The organism is Rhodanobacter sp. Root627 (assembly GCF_001427835.1).
GTDB classification, from domain to species: domain Bacteria; phylum Pseudomonadota; class Gammaproteobacteria; order Xanthomonadales; family Rhodanobacteraceae; genus Rhodanobacter; species Rhodanobacter ginsenosidimutans.
In genome coordinates this window covers 1,229,942-1,255,919 of sequence record NZ_LMGW01000002.1, presented here as the reverse complement: position 1 = coordinate 1,255,919, position 25,978 = coordinate 1,229,942, and the positions used below count along the sequence as shown (strand labels likewise).

The 25,978-nt window shown below is 61.4% G+C and carries 20 protein-coding genes and 1 pseudogene; 19 read left to right on the top strand and 2 right to left on the bottom strand.

Translation table 11 applies throughout. The annotated features are described in order from the left end of the window. The first annotated feature begins 127 nt into the window (after positions 1-127). A complete protein-coding gene (locus tag ASD68_RS12735; RefSeq protein ID WP_056607326.1) occupies positions 128-1,252 on the top strand; it encodes a hypothetical protein in 1,125 nt (374 codons plus the stop codon). 101 nt (positions 1,253-1,353) lie between these two features. On the opposite strand, the gene ASD68_RS12730 is transcribed toward ASD68_RS12735, so the two are convergent. Beyond that, positions 1,354-1,824, bottom strand: a complete 471-nt coding sequence (locus ASD68_RS12730) for a GNAT family N-acetyltransferase (protein ID WP_056607324.1) — start codon at positions 1,822-1,824, stop codon at positions 1,354-1,356. Positions 1,825-2,001: 177 nt separating this feature from the next. Here ASD68_RS12730 and ASD68_RS12725 point away from each other — a divergent pair, with 177 nt between their 5' ends. Further along, positions 2,002-10,635 carry a glucoamylase family protein gene (locus ASD68_RS12725; protein WP_056607322.1) on the top strand — a complete coding sequence of 2,878 codons (8,634 nt, stop codon included), beginning with the start codon at positions 2,002-2,004 and terminating at the stop codon, positions 10,633-10,635. Positions 10,636-10,804: 169 nt separating this feature from the next. Here ASD68_RS12725 and ASD68_RS12720 read toward each other — a convergent pair. Continuing rightward, a pseudogene (locus tag ASD68_RS12720) lies at positions 10,805-11,777 on the bottom strand (integron integrase). Between the two features lie 258 nt (positions 11,778-12,035). Between ASD68_RS12720 and ASD68_RS16930 the strand changes: the two are divergent. From ASD68_RS16930 to ASD68_RS12660, 17 genes are all read left to right on the top strand, one after another. Continuing rightward, the gene (locus tag ASD68_RS16930) at positions 12,036-12,368 is read left to right on the top strand and encodes a hypothetical protein (protein ID WP_156458406.1); all 333 of its coding nucleotides are present in this window, start codon (positions 12,036-12,038) and stop codon (positions 12,366-12,368) included. A gap of 703 nt (positions 12,369-13,071) precedes the next feature. After that, positions 13,072-13,659, top strand: a complete 588-nt coding sequence (locus ASD68_RS16670) for a hypothetical protein (protein ID WP_082546057.1) — start codon at positions 13,072-13,074, stop codon at positions 13,657-13,659. 722 nt (positions 13,660-14,381) lie between these two features. Then, positions 14,382-14,843 (top strand): DUF4265 domain-containing protein, encoded by a 462-nt coding sequence (locus ASD68_RS16665; protein WP_082546056.1) that lies wholly within the window; start codon positions 14,382-14,384, stop codon positions 14,841-14,843. Positions 14,844-14,927: 84 nt separating this feature from the next. Continuing rightward, positions 14,928-15,176, top strand: coding sequence for a hypothetical protein (locus ASD68_RS16925; protein ID WP_156458405.1), 249 nt, complete (start codon positions 14,928-14,930; stop codon positions 15,174-15,176). Between the two features lie 93 nt (positions 15,177-15,269). Continuing rightward, on the top strand, positions 15,270-15,530 hold the full coding sequence (locus tag ASD68_RS12715) for a hypothetical protein (protein WP_056607320.1): 261 nt from the start codon (positions 15,270-15,272) through the stop codon (positions 15,528-15,530). Positions 15,531-15,588: 58 nt separating this feature from the next. Next, on the top strand, positions 15,589-16,020 hold the full coding sequence (locus tag ASD68_RS12710) for a hypothetical protein (protein ID WP_056607318.1): 432 nt from the start codon (positions 15,589-15,591) through the stop codon (positions 16,018-16,020). 67 nt (positions 16,021-16,087) lie between these two features. Next, positions 16,088-16,825 (top strand): hypothetical protein, encoded by a 738-nt coding sequence (locus ASD68_RS16920; protein WP_156458404.1) that lies wholly within the window; start codon positions 16,088-16,090, stop codon positions 16,823-16,825. A gap of 871 nt (positions 16,826-17,696) precedes the next feature. Next, the gene (locus ASD68_RS12695) at positions 17,697-18,113 is read left to right on the top strand and encodes a hypothetical protein (protein ID WP_056607313.1); all 417 of its coding nucleotides are present in this window, start codon (positions 17,697-17,699) and stop codon (positions 18,111-18,113) included. 66 nt (positions 18,114-18,179) lie between these two features. Next, complete coding sequence (locus tag ASD68_RS16915; RefSeq protein WP_156458403.1) at positions 18,180-18,479, top strand: hypothetical protein; 300 nt, start codon at positions 18,180-18,182, stop codon at positions 18,477-18,479. Between the two features lie 70 nt (positions 18,480-18,549). Continuing rightward, on the top strand, positions 18,550-19,179 hold the full coding sequence (locus ASD68_RS16910) for a hypothetical protein (protein WP_156458402.1): 630 nt from the start codon (positions 18,550-18,552) through the stop codon (positions 19,177-19,179). Between the two features lie 558 nt (positions 19,180-19,737). Further along, the gene (locus ASD68_RS12690) at positions 19,738-19,944 is read left to right on the top strand and encodes a hypothetical protein (RefSeq protein WP_156458401.1); all 207 of its coding nucleotides are present in this window, start codon (positions 19,738-19,740) and stop codon (positions 19,942-19,944) included. A gap of 89 nt (positions 19,945-20,033) precedes the next feature. Further along, positions 20,034-20,486 carry a hypothetical protein gene (locus ASD68_RS16905; RefSeq protein ID WP_156458400.1) on the top strand — a complete coding sequence of 151 codons (453 nt, stop codon included), beginning with the start codon at positions 20,034-20,036 and terminating at the stop codon, positions 20,484-20,486. A 1,350-nt stretch (positions 20,487-21,836) separates the two neighbouring features. Beyond that, on the top strand, positions 21,837-22,388 hold the full coding sequence (locus ASD68_RS12680; RefSeq protein ID WP_156458398.1) for a hypothetical protein: 552 nt from the start codon (positions 21,837-21,839) through the stop codon (positions 22,386-22,388). Between the two features lie 63 nt (positions 22,389-22,451). Continuing rightward, positions 22,452-22,943, top strand: a complete 492-nt coding sequence (locus tag ASD68_RS16895) for a hypothetical protein (RefSeq protein ID WP_156458397.1) — start codon at positions 22,452-22,454, stop codon at positions 22,941-22,943. A gap of 402 nt (positions 22,944-23,345) precedes the next feature. Then, the gene (locus ASD68_RS12670; RefSeq protein WP_156458395.1) at positions 23,346-23,915 is read left to right on the top strand and encodes a DUF6438 domain-containing protein; all 570 of its coding nucleotides are present in this window, start codon (positions 23,346-23,348) and stop codon (positions 23,913-23,915) included. 58 nt (positions 23,916-23,973) lie between these two features. After that, positions 23,974-24,495 carry a hypothetical protein gene (locus tag ASD68_RS12665; protein WP_156458394.1) on the top strand — a complete coding sequence of 174 codons (522 nt, stop codon included), beginning with the start codon at positions 23,974-23,976 and terminating at the stop codon, positions 24,493-24,495. A 61-nt stretch (positions 24,496-24,556) separates the two neighbouring features. Continuing rightward, a complete protein-coding gene (locus tag ASD68_RS12660) occupies positions 24,557-25,189 on the top strand; it encodes a DJ-1/PfpI family protein (RefSeq protein WP_200945387.1) in 633 nt (210 codons plus the stop codon). The last annotated feature ends 789 nt before the right edge of the window (positions 25,190-25,978 follow it).

The window sequence follows — 25,978 nt, the reverse complement described above, 5'->3', positions numbered from 1 at the left end:
GTGTCCTCTCCCCATTGGGGAGAGGAGATCACGGTGCCCTCGGGCTTCTGTGTTCATCGTCCTTCGACTCCCAGGCCCCCATCCCCCATACCCGCTAGAATTGGTCTTCCCGCCCGGAATTCCCCACGTGGAAGCGCAAACGCTGCTCGACCTGCCCGCTGTACTCGCCCTCGAAATCGCTGCCGGCCAGACGCCGCCCCGGCTCACGCTGACGCGCGACGAGGCGGATGAGTTGGCCGAGCACGTGGCCACCGACCTGCGCGGGCTGGTACCGCAGGTGGACGCGGCGCGGCTGGCGCTGGCCGGCGCGCTGTTCGATCCGGTGGAATTGCTGCGGCCGAATTTCCCGGTGTGGTCCACGCTGGGCGACCTGGCGCGCCGCGTGCCGCGCGGCCAGCTGGAGAACGTGGTGGCCTTCGGCAGCAATGACGGCCAGATGCCGGCGCCAGCCCTGGAGCCCTCACCGCATTACGCCGACGGCCCGATGCGCCTGCTGCCGCTGAGCCTGCTGGCACCCGCCGAGCTGGCCGAGACGCTGTCCGAGCAGTGGGAGCTGCAACTGATCGGCCGCGGTGAAGCCGGCGCGCACACCGCCGACTGGCTGATGCGCACGCTGGGCATTCCGCTGGAGCACGTGCGCTACCTCACCCGCCACGACCTGATGGCGCTGACCTGCGTGCAGTACGAGCACGTCAACCTGGCGCCGCTGTGGGCGCTGCTGGAAGCGGCCCTGCTGACGCCCGAGCGCGACGAGTCGGCGATGAGCGCCCGCGGCCTGGGTTGGCATTACGCGCAGGGCACCATCACCGCGCAATCGCCCGCGCAATGGTTGGCCACGCAGCACGGCGAGCCGCAGCAACGCGCCCACGATTTCGCCGGCATCGTGTTCGAACTGCGCCAGTACGCCGCCCTGCTCGACGCCCACCAACTGCCGCTGGCCATGGCCGGCGACGACAGCGAAGCCGGCCGCGGCTATCTGCTGGAAACACTGGCGCCCGCCACCGCCAACGGCAGCGCGCCCACGCTGTATGCGCACGAGGCGCCGGGCCTGGGCGTGGTGGCGATCACGCTGAGCCAGCGCGATGCCGACGGTTCGGTGCGCGTGCTGGCGCACGGTTACCCGCTGCATCCGCAGGCGCGCGACGCGCTGCTGAGCCGACTTTCCGAACGCTACGGCATGGCCATCGAGCTGCAGGCACGTGGTGAGGTCGTGCTGGATGAGAGCGGGCGGTTGTCGGCACCGGCCCAATAGCGGTCCTCAGCCCCACTTGTGGGAGCGACTTCAGTCGCGATGCTCCTGCTTTGAAACCCCAAGGCAAGAGCATCGCGGCTGAAGCCGCTCCCACAGAAATATCACACGCCGTTGCCCGTCGTGAAATCCGTCTCATACATCCAGTACGGGCAGCGCCGCATGCCCAGCTGCGCGTAGGTGGCCTGCGCCCGCTCGTTCCCGGTTTCCACATACAGCCGCAAACCCACCGCACCGGCTGCGCGGGCGCGCTGCGCCACGTCCGCATGCAGCGCGCGGAAGACGCCGCTGCGGCGAGCGGCGGGGATCACGTACACGCTCTGGATCCACCAGAAATCGCCGTTGCGCCAGTCGCTCCATTCGTAGGTCAGCAACAAGCCGCCCACCGCCACGCCGTCGCGTTCGGCGATCAGGTAGAAGCCGCGCCGCGGTTGCTCCAGCACGCCGGCGATGCCGCGTTCCAGCACGGCGGGGTCCAGCCGTTTGTGCTCGGTTTCCCACGCCATCGCGCTGTTCCAGGCCAGCAGGTCGGGGATGTCGGCAACCGTGGCCAGGCGGATCGACAGGGGCGGCATGGGTGGCTCCGGTGGAGGGGGAGCGGGCCATGCTAGCGCATCGTCTTCACACGCCGGCGCGTACGCTGGCAGCAGAGTCAGCCGCCGAGGCGGTCTGCTCCTCACACGACAGGGTCGGGCGATCGCACGCAGCGGACGCCGGTGCCTGCGCGTGGCCAGCGCCCAAGGAAACCGGAATTGAAAATCGCAAGCCTGCTCGATCTGTTGAAGTTGCGTCGCCTGCGCGCGTTCCGCCGCCGCCGCGTCGCGGCGCATGCGCGGCCGGAGCAGGAGCCGGCACTGCGCTCGGAGCTGTTCAGCGCCGAACAGATGGAGCGCCACGGCGCGGTGCTGGCCGCGCAGCACAAGATCAGCGAGCGCTCCAACGCCGACCTGCTGCTGGCGCGCCTGGCCGACAACGAAGCGGTGCTGCTGCACACTTGCGAACGCCTCACCGCGGCCACGCGCAAGCGCAGCCGGGTCACGCCGGCGGGCGAATGGCTGCTGGACAACCTGTACCTGATCGAGGAGCAGATCCGCCTCGCCCGGCGCCACCTGCCCAAGGGCTACAGCCGCGAACTGCCGCGGCTGAGCCAGGGGCCGTCGATCACGCTGCCGCGCGTGTACGACATCGCGCTGGAGATCATCTCGCACGGTGATGGCCGGGTAGACATCGCCAGCCTCAGCCGCTTCGTGATGGCCTACCAGACGATCACGCCGCTGAAGCTGGGCGAGTTGTGGGCGATCCCGATCATGCTGCGGCTGGCGCTGATCGAGAACCTGCGCCGCGTGGCGGCCCGCGTGATGGCCGACTGGCGCCACCGCAGCGAAGCCGTGGGCTGGGCCGACGCGCTCACCGCCAGCGCCGAAAGCGACCCCAAGAACGTGGTGCTGGTGGTGGCCGACATGGCGCGCTCGGACCCGGCCATGGCCAGCTCGTTCGTGGCCGAGATGACGCGCCGGCTGCAAGGCCAGAGCCCCGCGCTGGCGCTGCCGCTGAGCTGGATCGAACAGCGGTTGTCCGAATCGGGCCAGAGCATCGAGCACCTGGTGCAACTGGAGGCGCAGCAGCAGGCCGCGCACCAGGTGTCGATCAGCAACAGCATCGGCAGCCTGCGCGCGCTGTCGGCGATCGACTGGCGCGATTTCGTGGAGCACACCAGCCTGGTCGAACAACGCCTGCGCAAGGAGCCAGCCGGCATCTACCCGACCATGGATTTCGCCACCCGCGACCACTATCGCCACGTGGTCGAGTCGATGGCGCGCAACCACCACCTGACCGAGCAACAGGTGGCCGACGCGGCGCTGGAATTGTGTGGCCGTGCGGAACCGCCCGCGCTGCAACAGCATGTGGGTTTCTACCTGATCGACGAGGGTCGCCGCACGCTGGAGCAACGCCTGGGCGTGCGCCCGCTGCTGGGCGAGGCGCTGCGTCGCCAGTTCGACCGCACGCCACTACCGGTGCACCTGGGCCTGCTGGCGCTGCTGACGTTCCTGTTCGCGCGACCGCTGGTGCTCACCGCGTTCCATGACGGCCTGCCGCTGTGGGGCATCATCGCCATCGCCATCCCCGCCGCCATCGTGGCCAGCCAGCTGGGCATGAGCCTGCTCAACTGGCTGGCCACCTTGATGGTGGAGCCGCAGCGGCTGCCGCGGATGGATTATTCGGCCGGCATCCCGGCCAGCGCGCGCACGCTGGTGGCGGTGCCCAGCCTGTTCGCCAACGCGCAGGACATCGAGGATCTGGTGGAGACGCTGGAGGTGCGTTTCCTGGGCAATCGCGACCCGAATCTTCACTTCGCGCTGCTCACCGATTTCACCGACGCGGCCAGCGAAACCCTGCCCGGCGACGCTGCGCTGCTGGCGCTGGCGCAGCGGCGCATCGAGGCGCTCAACGAGCGCTACGCCACCACCGACAGCGACCGCTTCTTCCTGTTCCATCGCCCGCGCCGCTGGAACGACGCCGAGCAATGCTGGATGGGCCACGAACGCAAGCGCGGCAAGCTGGCGGACATGAATGCCCTGCTGCGCGGCAACGGCCAAAACCGCTTCCAGTTGATCGTGGGCGACATCGACACGCTGGGGCCGGTGCACTACGTGATCACGCTGGACACCGACACTCAGCTGCCGCGCGACTCCGCGCAGGAGATGGTGGCCACGCTGGATCACCCGCTGAACCGCGCCGTGTACGACCCGGAGCAGCGACGCGTGGTGGCCGGCTACTCGATCCTGCAACCGCGCGTGGGCGTCAGCCTGCCCAGCACCGCACGCTCGCGCTACGCGCAGTTGTACGGCAGCGACGCCGGCATCGACCCGTATACGCGGATGGTTTCGGACGTCTATCAGGATGTGTTCCAGGAAGGCTCGTTCATCGGCAAGGGCATCTACAACATCGATGCGTTCGAGCTGACGCTGGACGGCCGCTTCCCGGAAAACCGCATCCTCAGCCACGACCTGGTGGAAGGCTGCCACGCGCGCTCGGGCCTGCTCAGCGACGTGCAGGTGTACGAGGAATACCCCGCCCGCTACAGCGCCGACGTCAAGCGCCGCCACCGCTGGATCCGCGGCGACTGGCAACTGCTGCCCTGGCTGCTGCCGTGGGCACCGACCGCGCACGACGGCTGGCGCCGCAATGCGCTGACCGCGTTGTCGCGCTGGAAAATCCTGGACAACCTGCGCCGCAGCCTGGTGCCGCCGTCGCTGGTGGTGTTGCTGGCGGTGGGCTGGCTGATGTTGTCGCCGCCGCTGTCGTGGATGCTGGCGGTGCTGGCGATGGTGGTGCTGCCGCCGATGCTGGCGGCGCTGCTGGATCTGGTGCAGAAGCCGGCCGAGGTGCAGCTGGACCAGCACCTGCGCGCGGCCTTTCGCTCGGCCGCGCAACACCTGGCGCGCATGCTGCTCGGGCTGGCGTGGCTGCCGCACGAAACCTTGTACAGCCTCGACGCCATCGTGCGCACGCTGTGGCGCATGGGTTTCAGCGGTCGCCATTTGCTGCAATGGCAGACCTCCAGCGATGCCGAGCGCACCAGCAGCAACGCGCCGGGCGCGCTGTGGCGGCTGATGTGGATCGGGCCGGCGTTGGCGCTGGCGCTCACCGTGGTGCTGGCGCTGCACCGGCCGATGGTGTTGTTGCTCGCCGAGCCATTGCTGCTGCTGTGGCTGTGCTCGCCAGGTTTCGCCTGGTGGATCAGCCAGCCACGACGCGCCAGCGCGTTTGCGCCCAGCGGCAGCCAGCAGCGCTTCCTGCGCTCGCTGGCGCGGCGCACCTGGGCCTATTTCGATACCCATGTGGGCCCGGCCGAGCACTGGCTGCCGCCGGACAACATGCAGGAAGACCCGGAGCCGGTGGTTGCCCACCGCACCTCGCCCACCAATATCGGCATGGCGCTGCTGGCGAACCTGGCGGCCTACGATTTCGGTTTCCTCAGCATGGGCCGGCTGCTCGACCGCACCCGCCACACGCTGGCCACGATGCGCGCGCTGACGCGTCACCGCGGGCACTTCTACAACTGGTACGACACGCAGACCCTGCAGCCGCTGCAGCCGCTGTACGTCTCCACGGTGGACAGCGGCAACCTCGCCGGCCACCTGTTGACGCTGCAGCCAGGCCTGCTGGCGCTGGTCGACGAGCCGCTGTTCCACCCGCGCCTGCTGCACGGCCTGCGCGATACCGTGGCGGTGCTGCGCGACGCGCTGGGCAGCGTGCGCCCGACCGTGCTGCAACCGATGCGGCGCGCGCTGGATGCCGCGCTGGAAACGCCACCGGCCACGCTCGGCGAGGCCGTCGCGCTGCTGCAACGCCTGTGCGACCACGCCAACGCACTGGCGCTGGAACTGCCGCAGGAACCGGACAACGAGGTGGCATTCTGGAGCGCCGCGCTGGTGCAGCAATGCCACGAGCTGTACGACGACGTGCAGGCCTTCCAGCTCGATCCCCCGGCCGACGAAAAGATCAATTTCAGCGGCATCCCCACCCTGGCCCAGCTGGGTCGCATCGAGCCGCTGTGCTGGCCCTGCGGGGCCGGCGCCGAGGCGATCCGCGAACGCGCGCGCGAACGCATCGCCCTGCTGGAGCAACTGGCCGACCAGGCCGGCGAGATGGGCGTGGTCGATTACCACTTCCTGTACGACGCCGGCCGCGACCTGCTGGCGATCGGCTACAACGTGGACGAACGCCGCCGCGACGAAGGCTATTACGACCTGCTGGCCTCCGAGGCGCGGCTGGCCAGTTTCGTGGCCATCGCCCAGGGCCAGCTGCCGCAGGAAAACTGGTTCGCACTGGGCCGGTTGCTGACCACCAGCGCGGGCGAACCGGTGCTGTTGTCGTGGACCGGCTCGATGTTCGAGTACCTGATGCCGATGCTGGTGATGCCCAGCTACGAGAACACCCTGCTGGACCAGACCTGCCGCGCGGCCGTGGGCCGGCAGATCGAATACGGTAACCAGCTGAATATCCCGTGGGGCGTTTCCGAATCCGGTTACAACACCCGCGACGCGCAGTTCAATTATCAGTACCGCGCGTTCGGCGTGCCCGGCCTGGGCCTGAAGCGCGGGCTGGGCGAGGACGTGGTGATCGCGCCCTACGCCACCGCGCTGGCGATGATGGTGCGCCCCGCCGCCGCCACCGCCAACCTGCAACGGCTGGCGACGGAAGCCGGCGCGCTGGGGCGCTTCGGCCTGTACGAGGCGATCGACTACACCCCGGCGCGGCTGCCGGTGGGGCAAGGTTCGGCGCTGGTGCAGTCGTTCATGGCGCATCACCAGGGCATGAGCCTGCTGGCGCTGGCGCACGCGCTGCTGGGCCAGCCGATGCAGCGGCGGTTCGAGTCGTACCCGCCGTTCCAGGCCACCAGCCTGCTGTTGCAGGAGCGCATCCCGCGCACCGCAGCCGAATACCTGCATGCATCGGGCTTCCCCGAATTCGACGGCACGCCACGCATGGCCGAATCGCGGCTGCGCATCTTCACCGACCCCGACCGCCCGCGCCCCGCCGTGCAACTGCTGTCCAACGGCCGCTACCACGTGATGGTGAGCAGCGCCGGCGGCGGTTACAGCCGCCGTGGCGAGCTGGCGCTGACGCGCTGGCGCGAGGACATCACGCGCGACCACTACGGCATGTTCTGCTACCTGCGCGACGTGGCCAGCGGCGAGTACTGGGCCACCACCTACCAGCCCACGCTGAAGAAGACCGAGCTGTTCGAGGCGATCTTCTCCGACGCGCGGGCCGAGTTCCGCGTGCGCGAGAAGGATTTCCACGCCCACACCGAGATCGTGGTTTCGCCCGAAGACGACATCGAACTGCGCCGCACCCGCATCACCAACCGCGGCCGCGGCCGCCGCACGATCGAGCTGACCAGCTACGCCGAAGTGGTGCTGGCGCCGCCGATCAGCGACGCCGCGCACCCGGCCTTCAGCAACCTGTTCGTGCAGACCGAGCTGCTGCCCGAGCTGCAGGCCATCGTGTGCAGCCGCCGGCCGCGTTCGCAAGGTGAGGCGGTGCCGTGGATGTGCCACCTGCTGGCCGTGCACAACGCGCACATCGACCAGATTTCCTACGAGACCGATCGGGCCCGCTTCATCGGCCGCGGCCGCAGCACCGCGCAACCGCAGGTGCTGGACCTGGAGCAGGCCCGGCTGTCCAACAGCGAGGGCTCGGTGCTCGATCCGATCGTGGCGATCCGCTGCCGCATCACGCTGGAGCCCGAACAGTCGGCCACCATCGACCTGGTCACCGGCATGGCCGACAGCCGCGACGGCTGCCTGCACCTGATCGGCAAATACCGTGACCGCCACCTGGCCGACCGCGTGTTCGACCTGGCCTGGACGCACAGCCAGGTGCTGCTGCGCCAGCTCAATGCCAGCCTCGCCGACGCGCAGCTGTACGAGCACATGGCCACCGCCATCATCTACCCGAACACGCAGCTGCGCGCCGACCCGGCCGTGCTGCGCGGCAACCGCCGCGGCCAGTCGGGCCTGTGGGGGCAATCGATTTCCGGCGACCTGCCGATCGTGCTGCTGCAGATTTCCGACCCGGCGCGGATCGAGCTGGTGCGCCAGCTCGTGCAGGCGCACGCGTACTGGCGGCTGAAAGGCCTGGCCGTGGACCTGGTGATCTGGAACGAGGACCGCGCCGGCTATCGGCAGGAGCTGCAGGACCAGATCATGGGCCTGATCGCGTCGGGCAGTGAAGCGAGCCTGCTCGATCGCCCCGGTGGCATCTTCGTGCGGCCGTCGCAGCAATTGTCCAGCGAGGATCGCATGGTGGTGCAGGCCAGCGCCCGCATCATCCTGGGCGACACCCGCGGCAGCCTGGCCGAGCAGATCAGCCGCCGCCGCGTGGAAACCCACGCCCCGCGCTTCGAACCCGACCGCACCCGCCGCGCCGCCGCCCCCACCGAAACCATCACGGCCACGCCCGAGCCGCGCACGCTGCAATTGCCCAGCCCGCACGGCGGTTTCAGCGCGGACGGCAGCGAATACGTGATCGTGCTGCGCCCCGGCGACGCTACCCCGGCACCGTGGTCCAACGTGCTGGCCAACCCGCATTTCGGCACTGTCGTATCCGAAAGCGGCGGCGCCTACACTTGGGGCGAGAACGCGCACGAATTCCGGCTCACGCCGTGGCACAACGACCCGGTCAGCGACAGCAGCGGCGAAGCCATCTACCTGCGCGACGAGGACACCGGCCAGCACTGGTCGCCCACCCCGCTGCCGCATCGCGGCGAGGGCGAGTACGTCACCCGCCACGGCTTCGGCTACAGCGTGTTCGAGCACACCGAGGACGGCATCCACGGCGAGCTGTGGATGTACGTGGCGCTGGATGCCTCGGTGAAATTCTCGGTATTGAAACTGCGCAACGACTCCGACCGCCCGCGCCGGCTCAGCATCGTCGGCTATGTCGAATGGCTGCTCGGCGACCTGCGCGAGAAAACCTCGATGCACGTGGTCACCGAAGCGGACCCCGCCACCGGCGCGTTGTTCGCGCGCAACGCCTACAACGGCGAATTCCCCGACCGCGTGGCGTTCTTCGACGTCGACGACCCCGACCGTCGCGTGGGCGGCGACCGCACCGAGTTCCTGGGCCGCAACGGCAGTATGCAGGCGCCGGCGGCGCTGGAGCGCGCGCATCTCTCCGGCCGCCTCGGCGCCGGCATGGACCCCTGCGGCGCCCTGCAGATGACCGTGCCGCTGGAACAGGGGGAGCAGCGCGAGATCGTGTTCCGGCTGGGCCTGGGCCGCGACAGCGCCGATGCCCGCGCCCTGGTGCAACGCTTTCGCGGCACCAGCGCCGCCGCCGACGCGCTGGCCCAGGTGCGCGCGCACTGGCAACGCACGCTGGGCGCGGTGCAGATCAGCACGCCCGAACCCGCGCTGGACATGCTGGCCAACGGCTGGCTGATGTACCAGACCATCGCCTGCCGTTTCTGGGCACGCAGCGGCTATTACCAATCCGGCGGCGCGTTCGGCTTCCGCGACCAGCTGCAGGATTCGATGGCGATGCTGCACGCGGCGCCCGAGCTCTCCCGCGCCCAGCTGCTGCTGTGCGCCGCGCATCAGTTCCCCGAGGGCGACGTGCAGCACTGGTGGCATCCCCCGCTCGACCGCGGCGTGCGCACCACCTGCTCCGACGACTACCTGTGGCTGCCGCTGGCCATCAGCCGCTACGTGCTGGCCACCGCCGACACCGCGGTGCTGGACGAGCGCGTGGGCTATATCGAAGGACGCGCGCTGCATCCCGACGAGGAATCCTATTACGACCTGCCGCAACCCTCGGGCCTCATCGAAACGCTGTACCAGCACGGCGTGCGCGCGATCGAACACAGCCTGCGCCGCGGCGTGCACGGCCTGCCGCTGATTGGCGGCGGCGACTGGAACGACGGCATGAACCGCGTCGGTGAAAAGGGCCGCGGCGAAAGCGTGTGGCTGGGCTTCTTCAGCTGCGAAGTGATGAACCGCTTCGCCGAAGTGGCACGGCTGCGCGGCGACGAAGCCTTCGCCAAACGCTGCCATGACGAAGTGCAAAAACTCACCGCCGCACTGGAACAGCACGGCTGGGACGGTGAGTGGTTCCGCCGCGCCTACTTCGACGACGGCACCCCGCTGGGTTCCAGCGACAACATGGAGTGCCGCATCGACGCCATCGCGCAGAGCTGGTCGGTGCTGTCCGGCGTGGCCACGCCGGAACGTCAGGCACAGGCGATGGCATCACTGAACCGCCATCTGGTGCGCCGCGACGCCGGCCTGATCCAGCTGCTCGACCCGCCCTTCGACAAATCCCCGCACGACCCCGGCTACATCAAGGGCTACGTGCCCGGCGTGCGCGAAAACGGCGGCCAATACACCCACGCCGCCATCTGGACCACCATGGCCTTCGCCGAACGCGGCGACCACGCCCGCGCGTGGGAACTGCTGCGCATGATCAACCCGCTCAGCCATACCAACGACGCCACCGAGATGGACGTCTACAAGGTCGAGCCCTACGTCATCTGCGCCGACGTCTACGCCGTCCAACCCCACACCGGCCGCGGCGGCTGGAGCTGGTACACCGGCTCCGCCGGCTGGATGTACCGCCTGATGGTCGAGTCACTACTGGGCCTGAAACTGGAAGCCGGCCACCTCCGCTTCGCGCCCGTACTGCCGCCGGAGTGGGAAGGCTTCTCGATGACCTATCGCCACGGCGACACCACGTACCGGATCGAACTGCGCGTGGTTCCGCCCGACAGCCCCGCCACCGTCCACCTCGACGGCATCGCGCGACCCGACGCCCATATCCCGCTGAAAGACGATGGCGCGGACCATTACGTCTTGATCAACCACCCCCGCCCCCACTGACTCGCCACCCGAATAGCCCTCTCCTCCCCGGGGGAGAGCGGTTGGGGGAGAGGGCCGACAGCACGCACACCCCATGCCCGAATAGCCCCTCTCCCCTCGGGGAGAGGGGTTGGGGTGAGGGCCCGACAGCGCGAACAGTCCCATCCCACCCTCACCCCAGCCAATCCGCTCAACGATCCAGCGGACTCACCACTCCCTGCCCGCCCCGATTGAGCACGTGCGTATAGATCTGTGCTGCACACGGATGTGCCAATGCCGCGGGCGCATGGATGCGCAAGAGCGGCCGTGGTCGCCACGTCCTTGTGGCCCAGCAGTTCCTGGATCGTGCGGATGTCTTGGCCAGCCTCCAGCAGATGCGTGGCAAACGAATGGCGCAACGTGTGGCATGTGGCGGGTTTGACGATGCCCGCGCGCTCCCGCGCCGACTTGACCGCGCGCTGCAGCCGCGACTCGTCCACGTGATGGCGACGCTCCGCGCCGTCGCGCGGGTCCACGCTGCGCGCCGCCGCGGGAAACACGTACTGCCAGCCCCACTCCGCCGCAGCGCCAGGAAACTTGCGCGCCAGCGCGTCAGGCATCCAGGCCCGGCCGAAGCCGGCCGCCAGATCCCGCTGGTGGATTCGCTCCGCCTCCGCCAGCTGCGCCCGCAATGGCTCGGCCAGCGTACGTGGCAGCATGGTGCGACGATCTTTCGCCCCCTTGCCCTGGCGCACCAGAATTTCGTGACGTTCGAAATCCACGTCCTTCACGCGCACGCGCATGCACTCCATCAACCGCATCCCGGTGCCGTACAACAGGCTCCCCATCAACCACGGCAGGCCCGTCAATTCGCCCAGCAGCGCCGTCACCTCCGGTCGGGTCAGCACCACCGGCAGACGCTGCGGCCGCCTCGCCCGCTCGATCCCGTCCAGCCACGGCAGCTCGATGCCCAACACCTGTTTGTAAAGGAACAGCAGCGCCGACAAGGCCTGGTTCTGCGTAGCCGCAGCGACATGGGCATGCACCGCCAGCGCGGTGAGGAAACGCTCGATCTCCGGCGCACCGAGTCCGGCCGGGTGGCGCTTGTCGTTGGCCAGGATAAAACGGCGAATCCAGCCGACATAAGCGTCCTCACTGCGCCTGGACATGCCCAGCCGCCGCATCCGGTCGCGCACCTGGTCGAGCAGCTTCGGCGACGATGCCGCCGCTGCCCCATCCGTCCGTTTCCCCGCGTCGCCAAAGGAAGTCATCCGTGTCCCCTGTCTGCAATAGACGGCGAGATTAGGTTGCCAGATTAGGCGGGCCCAAGAAGCGCAACCCATTGATTCGTGTAGGCTGCCGGCCCTGGCAAGCCGCGGGATGCAGGGATTAGGCTGCAGGATTAGACTGCACTTTGAAATCTACTTAGCGTTAGAGCGCATATGAAATTCTGGCTACGACTTGCGATCGTCACAGCGATTCTTCTCGCAGCAGGGTGCGTTAGGCCGCCGCAAGGCCAAATCTATAGCGGCACCTACTACTACATGTTTAAGTTTTCATCATTCAAGCCGGACGGAATAAGTGAAAACTGGTGTCTTAGTGGCAACATGGACAAGGCCAAAGCGTCCGAGAATGGCAAGCCGATGCCTTGGGGCCTTACCCGCGTTGTCATCCGCGGCCAACTTAGTCCGCCAGGTCACTATAAGTGTGTGTACGCATTTAAGCGCGTTCTTACGGTGTATAAAGTCGTTGATGTAAAAATACTAAAAAAATGAGGGTATGCGCTCTAACTACTCATTCCAGCGGACGCGCTACGCGCGCCGCTAAATTCAAGCGTTAGTCGGTGGCTCGTGGTAGTTCTTCGTTGCATGTGTTTCGCCCAGCTTCGCGCTGGCTTGTCGTCCGTCGCCGCAGCAGCTTATCGTGCAGCGTCGTCGCAAGCCCTCCGCTTTCAGAACTGGTAGTTGTGGGGTAGTCGGTTGTTCAAGCGGTGGGCTCGTCGTGGCAGTCGCTGTCGCCCGAGCAAGCGGCGTCGCAACCGTCTAACTCCTCGTCCAAGCGGCGCGCGAAACGCCGCGCGCCGCTTAACTCAAGCGTTAGGCGGCAGAGCATTTTCTTCGCCATTTTTCGCCGCCGTCGCATTTCGGCCCCGTGTTTGCAAAGCGCGTCGTGTCGTTTCAGGCTGGCCTGCGTTGTCGTCTTCCGCGCGCTTGGTCGTCCGCTGTTCCTCGCGCGCGTTGGCTCATCTCGCCTCTTCGTTCTTCGCGGTGCGCGCGGTTCATCGCAGCGTGGCGTTTGTCATCAGCGGTTCGTTCTTCGCGCGCAGGCCACGAGTTGCGCGGCATTGCCGGGCATTCAAAGCAGCGCTATCGTGCTGGCTGGCGTCGGCGCTTCGTGCTGCCGTCTAACATCTCGTTCAAGGCGGACGGCTTCGCCGCCGCTTAACTCCAGCGTTAGGCCTCGCAAGGAGAGATTCGTTTGCTTTACAAATACCGAGGAGTAAGCAATCTTCAATATGCCCTTGACATTCTTGTCAACAAACGTCTTCACGCTTCGCCTTACAAAAGCCTCAATGATCCTATGGAGGGCCAGTACACCTACGATGCTGGGACCTTGGAAGATTGGCAGATTGATCAATTATTTGGACGTAAGAACGACTACCGGCTTGTATCCCTAAGTAAGACGCCCACAAATATGCTCATGTGGGCTTACTACGCGGACAGCCATGCAGGCTTTGTCGTCGGAGTTGACGTTGTCGATCCCCGAGCTGATATTGAACCGGTACGTTATGTCAAAGATCTTGGCCTTGAGAGAGGCCATTTCGACGAAGCAAAGCGAATTTTGACGAAAAAATTCAGGATGTGGCGTCATGAACAAGAACATCGTGTCTTTGTGAGTCGGGCATCGTTCGTGAAAGTTGAGATACGAGAACTAATCTTCGGCATCGGCACAAATCTGGAACTAAAGGCGTTGCTAACCACAGTTGCGAAAAAATTCAATCCTCGCATTACAGTGCGAACCATAAGCAAAGAAGAACTTGATGCCTCGAGATCCTCGCCGGCCTAGTGTCGCGGCCTAACAGTTCGTTCAAGGCGGACGGCTTCGCCGCCGCTTAACTCCAGCGTTAGATTCTTATGACAACTCTGCTCGGCGGGCTGAAAATCGACTATTGGTACAAGGCCATCCTGGTGGCTGGCGTCGGTTTTTTAGTACTTTCGCTCACCCGTGAAGTTTCAAGGCATTGAAAATTCTCAAGTGGCTCTTCTCTCACTCGGCGCATCGTTGACCGGTCTCGGCGAGTGGGTCAACCATCCATTCCAAACAATCATTGTGTCGCCCAGTGAGGGCTATCCCGGCTGGGGAAAGCTTTCGGGCCATCCTCGCAAAAAACACATTGCTGGGCAATTCGTTTCTGCTTGTTGGCTTGGGTATCCTCGGCGTGGGCACCTATCGCCTTATGATGGCCTAGCGAGCAAATCTAACATTTCGTTCAAGGCGGACGGCTTCGCCGCCGCTTAACTCAGGCGTTAGTCGGCAGCTCGTGTTGGTTCCTCGTGTGGTGTGTTTCGCCCAGCTTCGCGCTGGCTTATCGTCCGTCGCCGCAGCAGCATTTCGCGCGGCATCGTCGTAAGCCTGAGCTTTCAGAGCTGGTAGTTTTGGGGAGTCGGTTGTTCACGCTGTGCGCTCGCCGGGCAAGTCGTTGTCGCCCGAGCAAGCTGCGTCGCAACCGTCTAACATCTCATTCAAGCGGACGGCTGCGCCGCCGCTTAATTCCAGCGTTATGCCCTATGAGTAATGACCCCACAGCCAAAGTCCTCTTTCGCGTTCCCGGTGCCGATGGAGACGTGACTGTCGAGACACTTTGGGCTATTCCACTCGGCAACGATCGATACAAATTGGACAACTCACCTTTCTATGCTTACGGCGTTTCGTGGCAAGACATCATCTTTGCCCCGTACGATAAACAAGAAGGCTTCCCTACATTTCAATCCGTAGTTGAAGCGTCCGGCAATCGCACCGTCCGCATTTTCTTCGAGCTGCCTGTCGAGGCTGGCAACTCTTCAGGCCAGGTGCTTCAAGGTCTAGTTGCCCTCGGTTGCAGCTACGAGGGCGCGAATCGCAAGTACATCTCTGTCAATATTCCACCAAGTGTTGAGCTGCAGCAGGTTCGTTCCTACCTCGTCGAACGCGGAGCGCAGTGGGAGCATGCAGATCCAACTTATGAGTCGTTGTTCCCCGGTGGGGCATAACAACTCGTCCAAGCGGACGTGCGAAAAGCCGCACGCCGCTTAACTCAAGCGTTAGACTTTAAGCAACGGAAACCAAAATTCATCATGACACCGATCGCAAAACGTCTTCTCAATGTGTTTGCCGCCACCCTCAACCTCATTGTGGTGGCAGATCTGGCTCTCTCGCTCACTAACGTCGTAGTAATGGTGAGGGAGGGCTACTCTAACGACGGCGTTATCATTGGCCTAATGGTGTTCATTCTTCCTCTAGCCTTTGTTTTCACAGTAAATTATTTGGTGTTTGGAAGGTTTCGGGCATGGAACCGTCTAATTTTTGCACCACAGCAGGGTTAGGTCTAACAGGTCATTCAAGGCGGACGGCTTCGCCGCCGCTTAATTCCAGCGTTAGACCTCAATCAAACATCATCGCGAGCACAAGGAAATATCATGGGAGTTTTGGGCAACCAGCCATCCCGGGACGATTACCGTGTTAACCACCAACTGCTTGATGCTCACCTGAGCGATTTCGCTGACTTGGCGAAGAAGCACGGCATCTCTGTAGATACGGTCATTGCGGCAAAACGGGTTCTTGAGCTAGAGCGGCGCAACTCCATGGAGTCACTCGCTGGCGACTATCATGACGAACATGTGGGTGGGCTAGGGCAAATTTTGTCCCGCATCGCCGATGCGCTCGAGCGTGACGCTTAACCGTTCGCTTAAGGTGCACGGCTACGCCGCTGATTAACTCCAGTGCCAGGTATTCGTAATGAGCTCAAACGTAACGGTTGCCGTTATCGGGGTTGTCGCAGCGCTCCTCGGCTCTGCGATTGGCGCGATAGCGTCGTATTTTTCTACGCGCTCAATGCGCAAGTTGGAGTGGAGGCTTGCGCAAGCAGATCGCGAAATCGAGAAGCGAGAGTCGCTGTATGCAGAGTTCTTTGCTGCTGCGAATCATGGCATGCTCGCTGGCGTGGCTGGAAAATCCATTCAACCCCATGAATTGGATATTCTCGTCAACCTAGACTGTCGTATCTGGTTATTGTCACCAGAGCTTGGTAAGTGTTCGCGCGCAATCGTGTCCTGCGTCATGGATCACTACCAGAAAGACAAGAAAGATAAGGCCAGTTATCCTGAACTTCGAGAGCAGTTCATTGTTATATGCAGGAAATCAGTTGAGGCCCTCAGGGCAAGTGTCTAACATCTCGTTCAAGGCGGACGGCTGCGCCGCCGCTTAACTCCAGCGTTAGCCATCACATGGAGGTCTCGTGGTTAGACAAATTGACGATGTGCTGTTGTTCCGCACCGATATTTCCCCGTTTCTTGCTCACCTTACGAAAACAGCAGGCAACTCTTCGGCCGAGAGCGTGCTTCGAGTAATTCTGGATTCTGGACAGCTCTTAGCGGGAAGTGGTGAGATTAGCGACATCAAGTATGGTGGCAATAACCTACAGATGACTGATGAGCAGAAGAAATCATTCTTCGGCGCTGTTTGTCTCACAGAAACACCTTTGTCCGAGGTTTACTGTCTGCTCGACCTAGCCTCAAGACGCATAAATCTTGAGCCATACGGGCTGCTATTTGTTAAAGACAGAATTAGAGACAAAGGAGCATCACCAGTCTACTATTTGAACAACTATCCCGGAGATAAGTACGCGATTGCGCAGGCACTATTCTCGCTTACCACGACTCACGAGGCAGCGGCCAAAGATATTCTTCCTCTCTTCAGCGTAACGGGGCCCTTCCTCGCCCCGCCTGATCAGAATCGCCAAGGAAAGCAGGAGTTCTCTTGGGAGAGGGAGTGGCGATACCCAGCATCAAAAGGCCCGCTCGCGTTCGGGCAAGACGATGTCTTCATTGGTCTATGCCCAGCAGACCGAATTTCCGCCATGGAACAATCTTACCCTTGGCTAAAGTTCGTAGACCCTCGTTTAAATCAAAAGATCTATGCGAAGAAGCTTATTCAGAGCCGAGATCGGATCGGCTTGAAACACTCGGTGGTGTGATGGCTAACAATTCATTCAAGCCGAACCCGCTTCGCGGGTCGGCTTAATTCAGGCGTTAGGCCGCAAGAGCTAAATGGCGTCCTTGGTCATCCATCGATGGGTTCCTGAGCACAGCTGGGCAGGTTCCAACAGCTGGCCGCTCGCTGCCTTCTGCGATCGCATCCAACAATGCACGTCGTTGCGCGGCACGGAACTAAAGCGAGTCGCTCGCCGGGTCATGAAGCGGGAGCCCATGACTCTAGAGCTGGTCAATGTCGAGTTGGCAGGGGCTTTGTTGCACACCCTTGAGTCGCTCGGTGCGCAGGTAACGGTTCAATAGACGGGCCTTCGCAGGCCTAACAGTTCGTTCAAGGCGGGCGGTTTCGCCGCCGCTTAACTCAAGCGTTAGGCCGCTCATGGAAGATTCTTGGACTTCGCAACTTGTCGGTAGAGCCGTCGACGCCGTCCAGTCACGCGAGGATGGGTCCTGCGTCATTATGTTGGCCGGCGGCTACCACGTGCAAATCGAATCATTGTGGCGTTTAGTCACATCTGGCGCAGTGGCGCTTACAAGCAAAGACAGGGGTCAACTCTTCGGCCGCAATGAGCCGGTACGCTGCATGTCAGAGCTTTCCAGTAAGTTGTGCGGTCGCGTCCTTGATGCCGTCCAGGTCTTGCCAGGCACCGCGGATCTCACTTTGCATTTTGGTACGCAAACCCTTCAGGTCATTACAGACTCTAGCGGCTACGAAGCGTGGCAAGTGGAAGGCCCAGCTGGCACGGTGGCAATCGGTCAAGGTGGCGGCAATGTTTCCGTTTGGGGCTAAGCTGCCTAACATCTCGTTCAAGGCGGACGGCTTCGCCGCCGCTTAACTCAAGCGTTAGACCTGCCATGGATGATCTGTGCGTAAACATACTTATCGGGCTCGGGACGGGCGTCGTTTCGGGCGTTGTAACCGGCATTTATTCAGGCCGCATAATTGCCAGGCGCAACCGATTTGATTCTTTGCGGTCCGACCTACTTCGCCATGCCAACAGCGTCGAGTACATGCAAGAGCAAGGCCGCGTCGCCATCAAATGCGGCACGAGCGCTCAAATTTTGTACGTCGCCAGTGACCTCGCACATTTCGGGCATCGTCAGGCCGCAGAGGCCGTTCTGTCTGGCAACCAGCGTCTTGCCGCAGCACTCAACGACGCAGCGCGCGGCAGCATCGACGTACGCGCCGTCGAGAACCAGCTCAAAGAAATAAGAGACTCGTTTCGGTCAATAAAACCTTCTAACGTGTATTTGCCGTGGGGGCAGGTCTAACATCTCGTTCAAGGCGGACGGCTTCGCCGCCGCTTAACTCCAGCGTTAGGCCTCAAGGATAGAGATATGTCGCAAGTTGAAGCTACAGAAAAGGCGCTGCCCACTTTGGTGGCTTGCTCCATGATCGTCGTCGGTACCACTACTGGGCACGTCTTGATCGGTATTTGCTTTGCCGCAGTGGCATTTCTTGGTCTGGTCATGTGTACACTGTCACGCACTCGCCTTTCGGGTGGCCTGATATTCCTTGCTGGGGTGTTTGCGTTCGGTGGCGCCGTACTTTTCACCACGGGTCAATCGCTCGGCAAAGATATGGCGCTGCGAGATGCCGCACATGCGCACAGTTCACCCGACACATCCGGGCGGTGAGGTCTAACACATCGTTCAAGGCGGACGGCTGCGCCGCCGCTTAACTCCAGCGTTAGGCGACTAGGCAAATATGCACGTCAGACTTGCAGCTATCTCAAAAAAGCTTCGCCACGCTCAGTCGATAGCCGACAGTTGTGCCGTTGACGTTGCAAAGCGCTTCTCCTCGAATCATCCATATCGAATTTGTTTGATCAGATTAAGCAATAAAGCTCGCTATGCCGCCGAGATCATTGACTTTTATGGTATGCATCTACCCCCTGATCGTGACCTCGCCAGTGATCAGACGGAGCGTGTCGTTGAGACCGAAAAGTGGTTCTTCATCGGCACCTTGTCAGTTATTGAATATTCAATGCCCTTGCTTATTGGTAGCCGAGGCTCCCAAAAACTAAAAGCCGATGCATGTAATGGACCATTCTCCTCGTTTCTAGTCAGAGCTGAGTCCGAAGGAGTGATTGATCCAAACGAGAAATCCCTTCTTGAGTTCTCTTCAAGGGTTAGAAATGATCTGATCCACCGAAATGGGGTCAGTCGTATAAGTGCCACAATGGCCTTCAATGACATCAGCTTTGACCTTGTTAAAGGCGAAATGATTGAAGGGCATTGGGGCATGCTCAGTGACCTTGCCACTCTCGCAATTTATTCAACTGCGGTCATTATTGAAGATATAGAAGAGCATTGGGGCGGTAAGGATCGTGGCTAACTTGCCTAACATTTCATTCGAGGCGGACGGCTACGCCGCCGCTCAATTCCAGCGTTAGGCGAGTTGTGGCGTTCGTGTTTGGGGTTGGGGCGTCGGACTTCGGCAGGGGGATCGCAATGGGCAGTTGGCGTGCGGCAACGCAGCGGGTCGGGCGCGGGGCAGGCGTTCGGTCGGAGCGCGTCTCGCACAATTTGTTGGCTAGCGTTCCAGTCATCCAGGCTCACGATCTGACGGGTCGCCGGCCTAACCACTCGTTCAAGCCGAACCTGCTTCGCAGGTCGGCTTAACTCCGGCGTTAGGCGGGTTGTGGCGTTCGTATTGGGGTGGGGCGTCGGACTTCGGTAGGGGAATCGCAATGGGCAATTGGCGTGCGGCATCGCTGCGGGTCGGGCGCGGGGCAGGCGTTCGGTTTGAGCGCGTCTCGCACAATTCGTTGGCTGGCGTTCCGACCATCCAGGCTTCTTGCCTGAGAGGTCGCCGGCCTAACCACTCGTTCAAGCCGAACCTGCTTCGCAGGTCGGCTTAACTCCGGCGTTAGGCCCATTAGAAGCAATGGACATGTTAGCTAAAGCCTTGGTGCTCGCGGTCATATACATTGAACAACGCAATTCTTCGTGTACAGAAGACAATGATGTGCGGGTACTTGAGGAGATCGCCTCCATGATTGCTGGTGCATCGGAGGATGAGCGTCAATCTTTCATTGATGCCGCCGCTGTGCTGGGAGCGTCCGAGCTCCCGGAGCAACTTGGTCTGGTTTCGCCATGATCGTCAGTGATGGGCCTAACAAGTCAATCAAGCCGAACTGGCTTCGCCAGTCGGCTTATCTCGGGCGTTAGAGCTACTCGGAGAGTCCGTTGGACCTTTCGGCACTTACAAGCGCATACACCGCTTTGCAGTTCATGCGCGACTCAATGTCGCTGGCTCTGAACGCCAAAATCGACGAGGAGGCTCGCGCTAAGATTCACGCCGCGATGGATCAAATAACCCGCTTACAAGACGGCTTGTTTCATACTCAACAGGAGCTATTAGCACTCCAACAGACAAACGAAAATCTGCGTAAAGAGCTTGCAGCAGTGTCATCATGGGCTGAGCGCGCGAATCAATATCAGCTCGTACAAACTCAAGGCAAGGCTGTGGTCTACGAGTTTTCCGGTCAACCACATCATTTCGCTTGTCCAACGTGCTTCGAACGTCAAGCAATTTCACCTCTGCAAGACAAGCGTCAGCCTAATGGCGCTTTTTTCTGTGCGGTCTGCAGCAAAGACTTTTCTGTCGATCCGGTTCGCGGCAGGGGCTATCGCGGGTAGCTCTAACATCTCGTTCAAGGCGGACGGCTTCGCCGCCGCTTAACTCCAGCGTTAGGCGGCAGAGCAGCATCTTTTTGCAGTTGCGTCGTGTGTGCCGCTTTCTTGCTCCGCATCGGCCGCGCGTTTTGTGTTGTCTCGGGCCGGCCGCGTTGCAGTGTTTCGTGCGCCTGGTCGTCATTCGCACATTGCACGCGTTGGCGCATCTCGCTTCTTCGTTCTTCGCGGTGCGCGCGGTTCGCCGCGAATTGGCGTCTGTCGCCAGCGGTTCGTTCTTCGCACGCAGGCCACCAGCTTCGCCGCATTGCCGGGCATTCAAAGCAGCGCTATCGTGCTGGCTGGCGGCGCTGCTTCGTGCTGCCGTCTAACATCTCGTTCAAGGCGGACGGCTTCGCCGCCGCTTAACTCAAGCGTTAGGCCTTTCATGCGAACACGCGAAGACTTTGATGCGGCTCTTCTTATCGTCGCGTCGGTTGTGCGGTCGTGGCACCCATACCGCCTCGGAGGTTCAGGCGCACCACCCGACGAGTTCGGCGCGGAGATCGCCAAGGTGGCTTCCTGCATTCCTCGCATTTCAAACGCCGCGACAGCAGCGGCAGCTTTGTCATCGGTTTTCTCGGCATCCTTCGAGCCAGAGCTTTTTTCTCCTGCTCAATGTGTGGCTCCTGGGCAAGAGCTCTTTGCTAAGCTGTCGGCAGCGGGCCTTGTGGCATCGGCCTAACAGTTCGTTCAAGGCGGACGGCTTCGCCGCCGCTTAACTCCAGCGTTAGGCGGCAAATGAAACTCTTCGAGACAAATAAGTACGGCAACATTGTCCCGGTCCCGAGTGGTCAAGAGCCGAGGGACAAGCGCTGGACAGCTCGTGCAGTCTTTGTTTACCTCATACCTTTAGTCATCGTTGTTGTGCTTGTCGTTAGTTGGCTCAAGTAGGTGGCTTTCGTGCAGCCGTCTAACATTTCGTTCAAGGCGGACGGCTTCGCCGCCGCTTAACTCCAGCGTTAGGCATCAGTGATTACCGTCGTCATTGCCATCGTCATATCAGTGTTCGTCGTCTACTTCTGCATCGCAGTGTTCACGGCGCACCGATCGTGGAGGGGGTTCTGGCTCAACTTCAGTGTTGGCATGCTAGCGCTATTAGGGCTGGTCGCATCCCACACTGACCACGACACGCCAGCAGATGGTTTGGTAGAGTGGTTCCTTGCTGCTCTATTCGTGACATTGTTTGTTCTTACTGGCTTGGCTTGGCTTTGTTCTTGGGTGGTTCTCCGGGGCTCTCGCTATTGGCGCAAGGCCTAACAATTCGTCCAAGCGGACGCGCGAAAAAAGCCGCGCGCCGCTTAACTCCAGCGTTAGATGAAAATGGATATCGACCCACATCGATTGCAAGCTTGGTCACAGCAGATGGACAAACGCACGTCCGATCTAGGCCGCCGGGTTGCCAACCTTCAGGCATTCCAAGCGGCAGTTGAATATGACAAGCAAATTAAGACGGCGCAGGAACTCACCACCCGCCTTCAATCCAACGCGAGTGCGTACACGAATCTAGTAATGGTCGCTGGCTACGCAGGCTTCTTTACGTTCTGGGCAACTCTATCTGACAAGCTTCCGCCTTGGCTGTACGCCGTTACGGGGCTTTTAATTATCGTGTCCCTGCTCCTGTTCATCGGCTGGGAGATCACGAAAATGATCTGGAGTGCGTTGCATCTCAACAAAGTGCAGCGAAATCTTGAAGGTAAGCCGGGGCCGGAGGTGCTAGCCCAGTTCCAGAGCTCACTGCAACAGTTCGAAAAAGCGTCAAACCAAGTCTGGGTCTGGTTTTTGGTGCCAACGGTTGTGTGTGGCCTGAGCGCAGGCTTTTGCGTCCTCGGTTTTTTCGTATGGCGCATCGCGCAGAGGTTCATCTAACATTTCGTTCAAGCGGACGCGCGGAAAGAGCCCGCGCGCCACTTAACTCCAGCGTTAGGCCTTATGACAGCAACCGATGATCAAATAGTGAATGCAAGAAGGGAGCGCTTCCGTGTTCACCTTCCTGACAGCGACGATCTTGCACTGATCACGTTGAAGGGTCACCTGCTGGTAGAAGAAATTCTCGACGACATAATTGCTCATCACTGCAAAAATCCAGCGGCCCTAGCCGGCAGTCGCATGGGCTTCCAACTAAAGGCGCAGTTGGCTCACGCTTTGGTTGGAGATGACTCGCTTCCTCAGCAGTTATGGCCCATGCTAGATGCGCTACGTGTGCTACGAAACGAGCTCGCTCATAGGCTGGACAGTCCGAAGCTAGAAAAAGGCGTCTCCAAATTCATTGCAGCTACCTATGGTGCAGTCGGGCAAGTCGACCAAGGTGCCCCTGTCGCACTTAATCTCAAACTTTCCATGGGCTACATGTACGGCTACCTTGCTGCGTACGAGTACCATGTCAGAACGGGCACACTGCCACCTAAGTTGGTAGAGGCCTAACATCTCGTTCAAGGCGGACGGCTACGCCGCCGGTTAACTCCAGCGTTAGGCGGCAGAGCAGCTTCCCTTCGTATTTCGTGCGTGTCTTGGCTCCGTGTCAGGCGGCCTGCATTGCTACGGGCCGGCCTGCGTTGTCGTCTTTCGCGCGCCTGGTCACCTCCTGCGTTTGGCGCGCGTTGGTGTATTTCGCATCTTCGTTCTTCGCCGTGCGCGCGGTTCGTCGCAGCTTGGCGTTTGTCGTCAGCGGCTCGTTCTTCGCGCGCAGGCCACAACCTTCTCGGCGTTGCCGGGCATTCAAAGCAGCGTTATCGTGCAGGTCATCGACGGCGTAGCGTGCTGCCGTCTAACAAATCATTCAAGGGACGGCTACGCCGCCGCTCGATTCCAGCATTAGAGCGCCCTATGAACCTTCAACGCGGGCTACTACTCGTTTGTACATTCGCCCTTCTTTTGGGGTGCAGCAAAAGGGGTCACGAAGCAAGCGAGCAGTCGCAGACAACGAGCGGGGGCAGAGTTGAATCCGCCCCCACGCGCACCTTGGAAGAGCCAAAGATCAGCCATATTCTGATGCGGCGCAGCGGCTGCTTTGGGTCTTGTCCGGTCTACGAGGTCAACATCGATAGCAACGGAACCGTTAGTTTCAATGGCACCAAACACGTCGCTATACCTGGGCGTCATCGTGGCTCAGCCACACAGCTCGAAGTAGATGCGCTCATTCTCGAAATCAAGCGCATCAACTTTTTCAAACTTAGAGACAGCTACGAGTTTGAGCCGGATGGCTGCACTAGCTGGGCTACGGATAATCCTTCTGTCACCATTGCCGTAGCCCGAGGGTTTGAGACTAAGCGCGTCGTTTACTATTACGGGTGCAAGGGCTTTGATGCAGAAGACGATATTAAGTCTCTTGTAAAGAGCATCGACCGGGTAGCTCAGACAGAAAAATGGATTGGGGTCCACGGAAGCGCGCTCTAACTACTCGTTCAAGGCGGACGGCTACGCCGCCGCTCAATTCCAGCGTTAGGACTCAAGAATGCGGCTTCTGATATTTTTCGCGCTGACCAGTATTGCATCTACTGCATCCGCGAGCGGCTTTGGACCGTGGCATTTTGGGATGACGGCTGCCGAGATTCGTGCGGTGTCAAGCCATGGGCCTTATCGCACCTTCAAGAACGGCGACCTCGAGACATACAACGCAACACTTTGCGACCAAAAGCAGAATGTTCAGTTCTACCTCCGGGGTGGCCATCTCTTGCGAATCGTCGTGGTCACGTATGAGGGCACGGGCCTTAACGAAGCCACAAACAATTGGCTTTCCACATATAATTGCCTCGCCAAGCTTCACGGCGCGTTGGAGACTCCCGGGCTTAGAGGCGAGAACGCCCGAGCACTGGCCAATCAAGCAGAAGCACTTGTCAGCAATGGTACGAAGGTTCAGATGGCTCCTTTATCGCAGAGCAAGGACCGCTTCATATTCAGCTCCTTCGACAGCTACACGGTCAAAGGCGTCACGATTTATCGCGTTTGGATCAACTACGACAAACCATCGCCCTAACAGTTCGTCCAAGGCGGACGGCTACGCCGCCGCTTAACTCCAGCGTTAGGTGCCCAATATTATGTCCATGAACTTTGGTGTTCTCATTTTTCCACAGGCGGAAGAGCTTGATATTGTGGGGCCATGGGAGATGCTCACCATGTGGGCCAAACACGCACAAGGACCAGAACATTGCCTCATGGTTGCCCAGTCGCTGGAGCCTGTGATCTGTGCTAAAGGCATGGAAATCACCCCACACGCGTCGTTCGAAACATGCCCCGCGCTCAACTACCTTTTGATTCCCGGTGGGCAGGGCACGCGGACAGAGGTCAACAACAGACAGCTCGTTGATTTCATCGCACAGCAAGCGGCATCCTGCCAAGCCATCTTGTCTGTCTGTACCGGTTCATTCTTGCTGCATGCAGCTGGACTTCTCACAGGCAGGATGGCCACCACACACTGGGGTTCGCTGCAGCGCATGCGTGCACTGGGTGATGTAAAGGTCGTGGAGGAACGCTTTGTTCGTGACGGCAACATATGGTCATCCGCGGGGGTGTCGGCTGGTATTGACCTCATGCTGGCGTTCATTGCTAGCGTCGCGTCTGAAGAAGCTGCGGGAAAAGTGCAGTTCGCTGCTGAGTATTATCCGTCCGGGGTCAAGTATGGTGGCTTCGAAGAACATGCAGATGCACCTGCGTACCTGCGGACCACCTGACTGCTCGATCCAGCGTACGCGCTGCGCGCGCCACTGATTCAAGCGTTAGGCTTCAAGAGCTTTTCGGAGTTGTTGCCAAGTCAGCGCCAGCGTCGCAACCAGGCTTCGCAATAAGCATCGTTTCTTCGTTTCGCTTCCGGCCAGCCTGCGGGTGTTGTTCGCGGGTGCGATCTCTCGCCGTTGAGGTCCGATTACCGCGAGAAACCCCGTCGGACATCCATGCGGAGGCTGAAGGCATGGGCAAGCTCGTTTTCGGCATGATGCAATCCCTCGACGGATACGTCGATGACGCCGCGGGGCGACTGACATTGCCTCCTCCCTGGCGCCGCACGTGGCCTTCATTTCAACGATCACGTCCGCGGCATGGCAGGCGTAGCCGAAATGGGTCGTCTCACGTAAGCCGAAATCGGTCGGCCCGAACGCGACACTCGTCGCCGAGAACGGCGACGCGTTTGTGCGCAGACTGAAGGAGGACGTCGACGGTGGGATCGACGTCGCCGGGCCCACCCTGGCGGCGGAGCCTCACCGATCTCGGCTCGATCGACGAATATCGTCTCTACTTCCGGCCGTTCGTGCTGGGCGGGGGAAAGCCGTACTTTGCCGGCGTCCGACCCAACACCCGCATTGTGGCCTGCGATCGCGTTGGCAGGGACGCGATTCAGCTGACGTGTGTCCCAGCCTGAACGCGATATTCCGCTCGCGCAGTGAGTCCATATTCTGGGCTCACCCGCACATGTCCAATCGCCCGGCGTCTGACGATCGTTGCAGCTGACAAAGGATCGCTATTGA

Coding starts and splice junctions, on each gene's coding strand:
- ASD68_RS12660 (WP_200945387.1), top strand. CDS start 24,557: ATGTCCATGAACTTTGGTGTTCTCATTTTTCCACAGGCGGAAGAGCTT.
- ASD68_RS12710 (WP_056607318.1), top strand. CDS start 15,589: ATGAGCTCAAACGTAACGGTTGCCGTTATCGGGGTTGTCGCAGCGCTC.
- ASD68_RS12695 (WP_056607313.1), top strand. CDS start 17,697: ATGGATGATCTGTGCGTAAACATACTTATCGGGCTCGGGACGGGCGTC.
- ASD68_RS16665 (WP_082546056.1), top strand. CDS start 14,382: ATGAGTAATGACCCCACAGCCAAAGTCCTCTTTCGCGTTCCCGGTGCC.
- ASD68_RS12715 (WP_056607320.1), top strand. CDS start 15,270: ATGGGAGTTTTGGGCAACCAGCCATCCCGGGACGATTACCGTGTTAAC.
- ASD68_RS16915 (WP_156458403.1), top strand. CDS start 18,180: ATGTCGCAAGTTGAAGCTACAGAAAAGGCGCTGCCCACTTTGGTGGCT.
- ASD68_RS16895 (WP_156458397.1), top strand. CDS start 22,452: ATGACAGCAACCGATGATCAAATAGTGAATGCAAGAAGGGAGCGCTTC.
- ASD68_RS12730 (WP_056607324.1), bottom strand. CDS start 1,824: ATGCCGCCCCTGTCGATCCGCCTGGCCACGGTTGCCGACATCCCCGAC.
- ASD68_RS16925 (WP_156458405.1), top strand. CDS start 14,928: ATGACACCGATCGCAAAACGTCTTCTCAATGTGTTTGCCGCCACCCTC.
- ASD68_RS12665 (WP_156458394.1), top strand. CDS start 23,974: ATGCGGCTTCTGATATTTTTCGCGCTGACCAGTATTGCATCTACTGCA.
- ASD68_RS12670 (WP_156458395.1), top strand. CDS start 23,346: ATGAACCTTCAACGCGGGCTACTACTCGTTTGTACATTCGCCCTTCTT.
- ASD68_RS16930 (WP_156458406.1), top strand. CDS start 12,036: ATGAAATTCTGGCTACGACTTGCGATCGTCACAGCGATTCTTCTCGCA.
- ASD68_RS12690 (WP_156458401.1), top strand. CDS start 19,738: ATGTTAGCTAAAGCCTTGGTGCTCGCGGTCATATACATTGAACAACGC.
- ASD68_RS12680 (WP_156458398.1), top strand. CDS start 21,837: ATGAAAATGGATATCGACCCACATCGATTGCAAGCTTGGTCACAGCAG.
- ASD68_RS16910 (WP_156458402.1), top strand. CDS start 18,550: ATGCACGTCAGACTTGCAGCTATCTCAAAAAAGCTTCGCCACGCTCAG.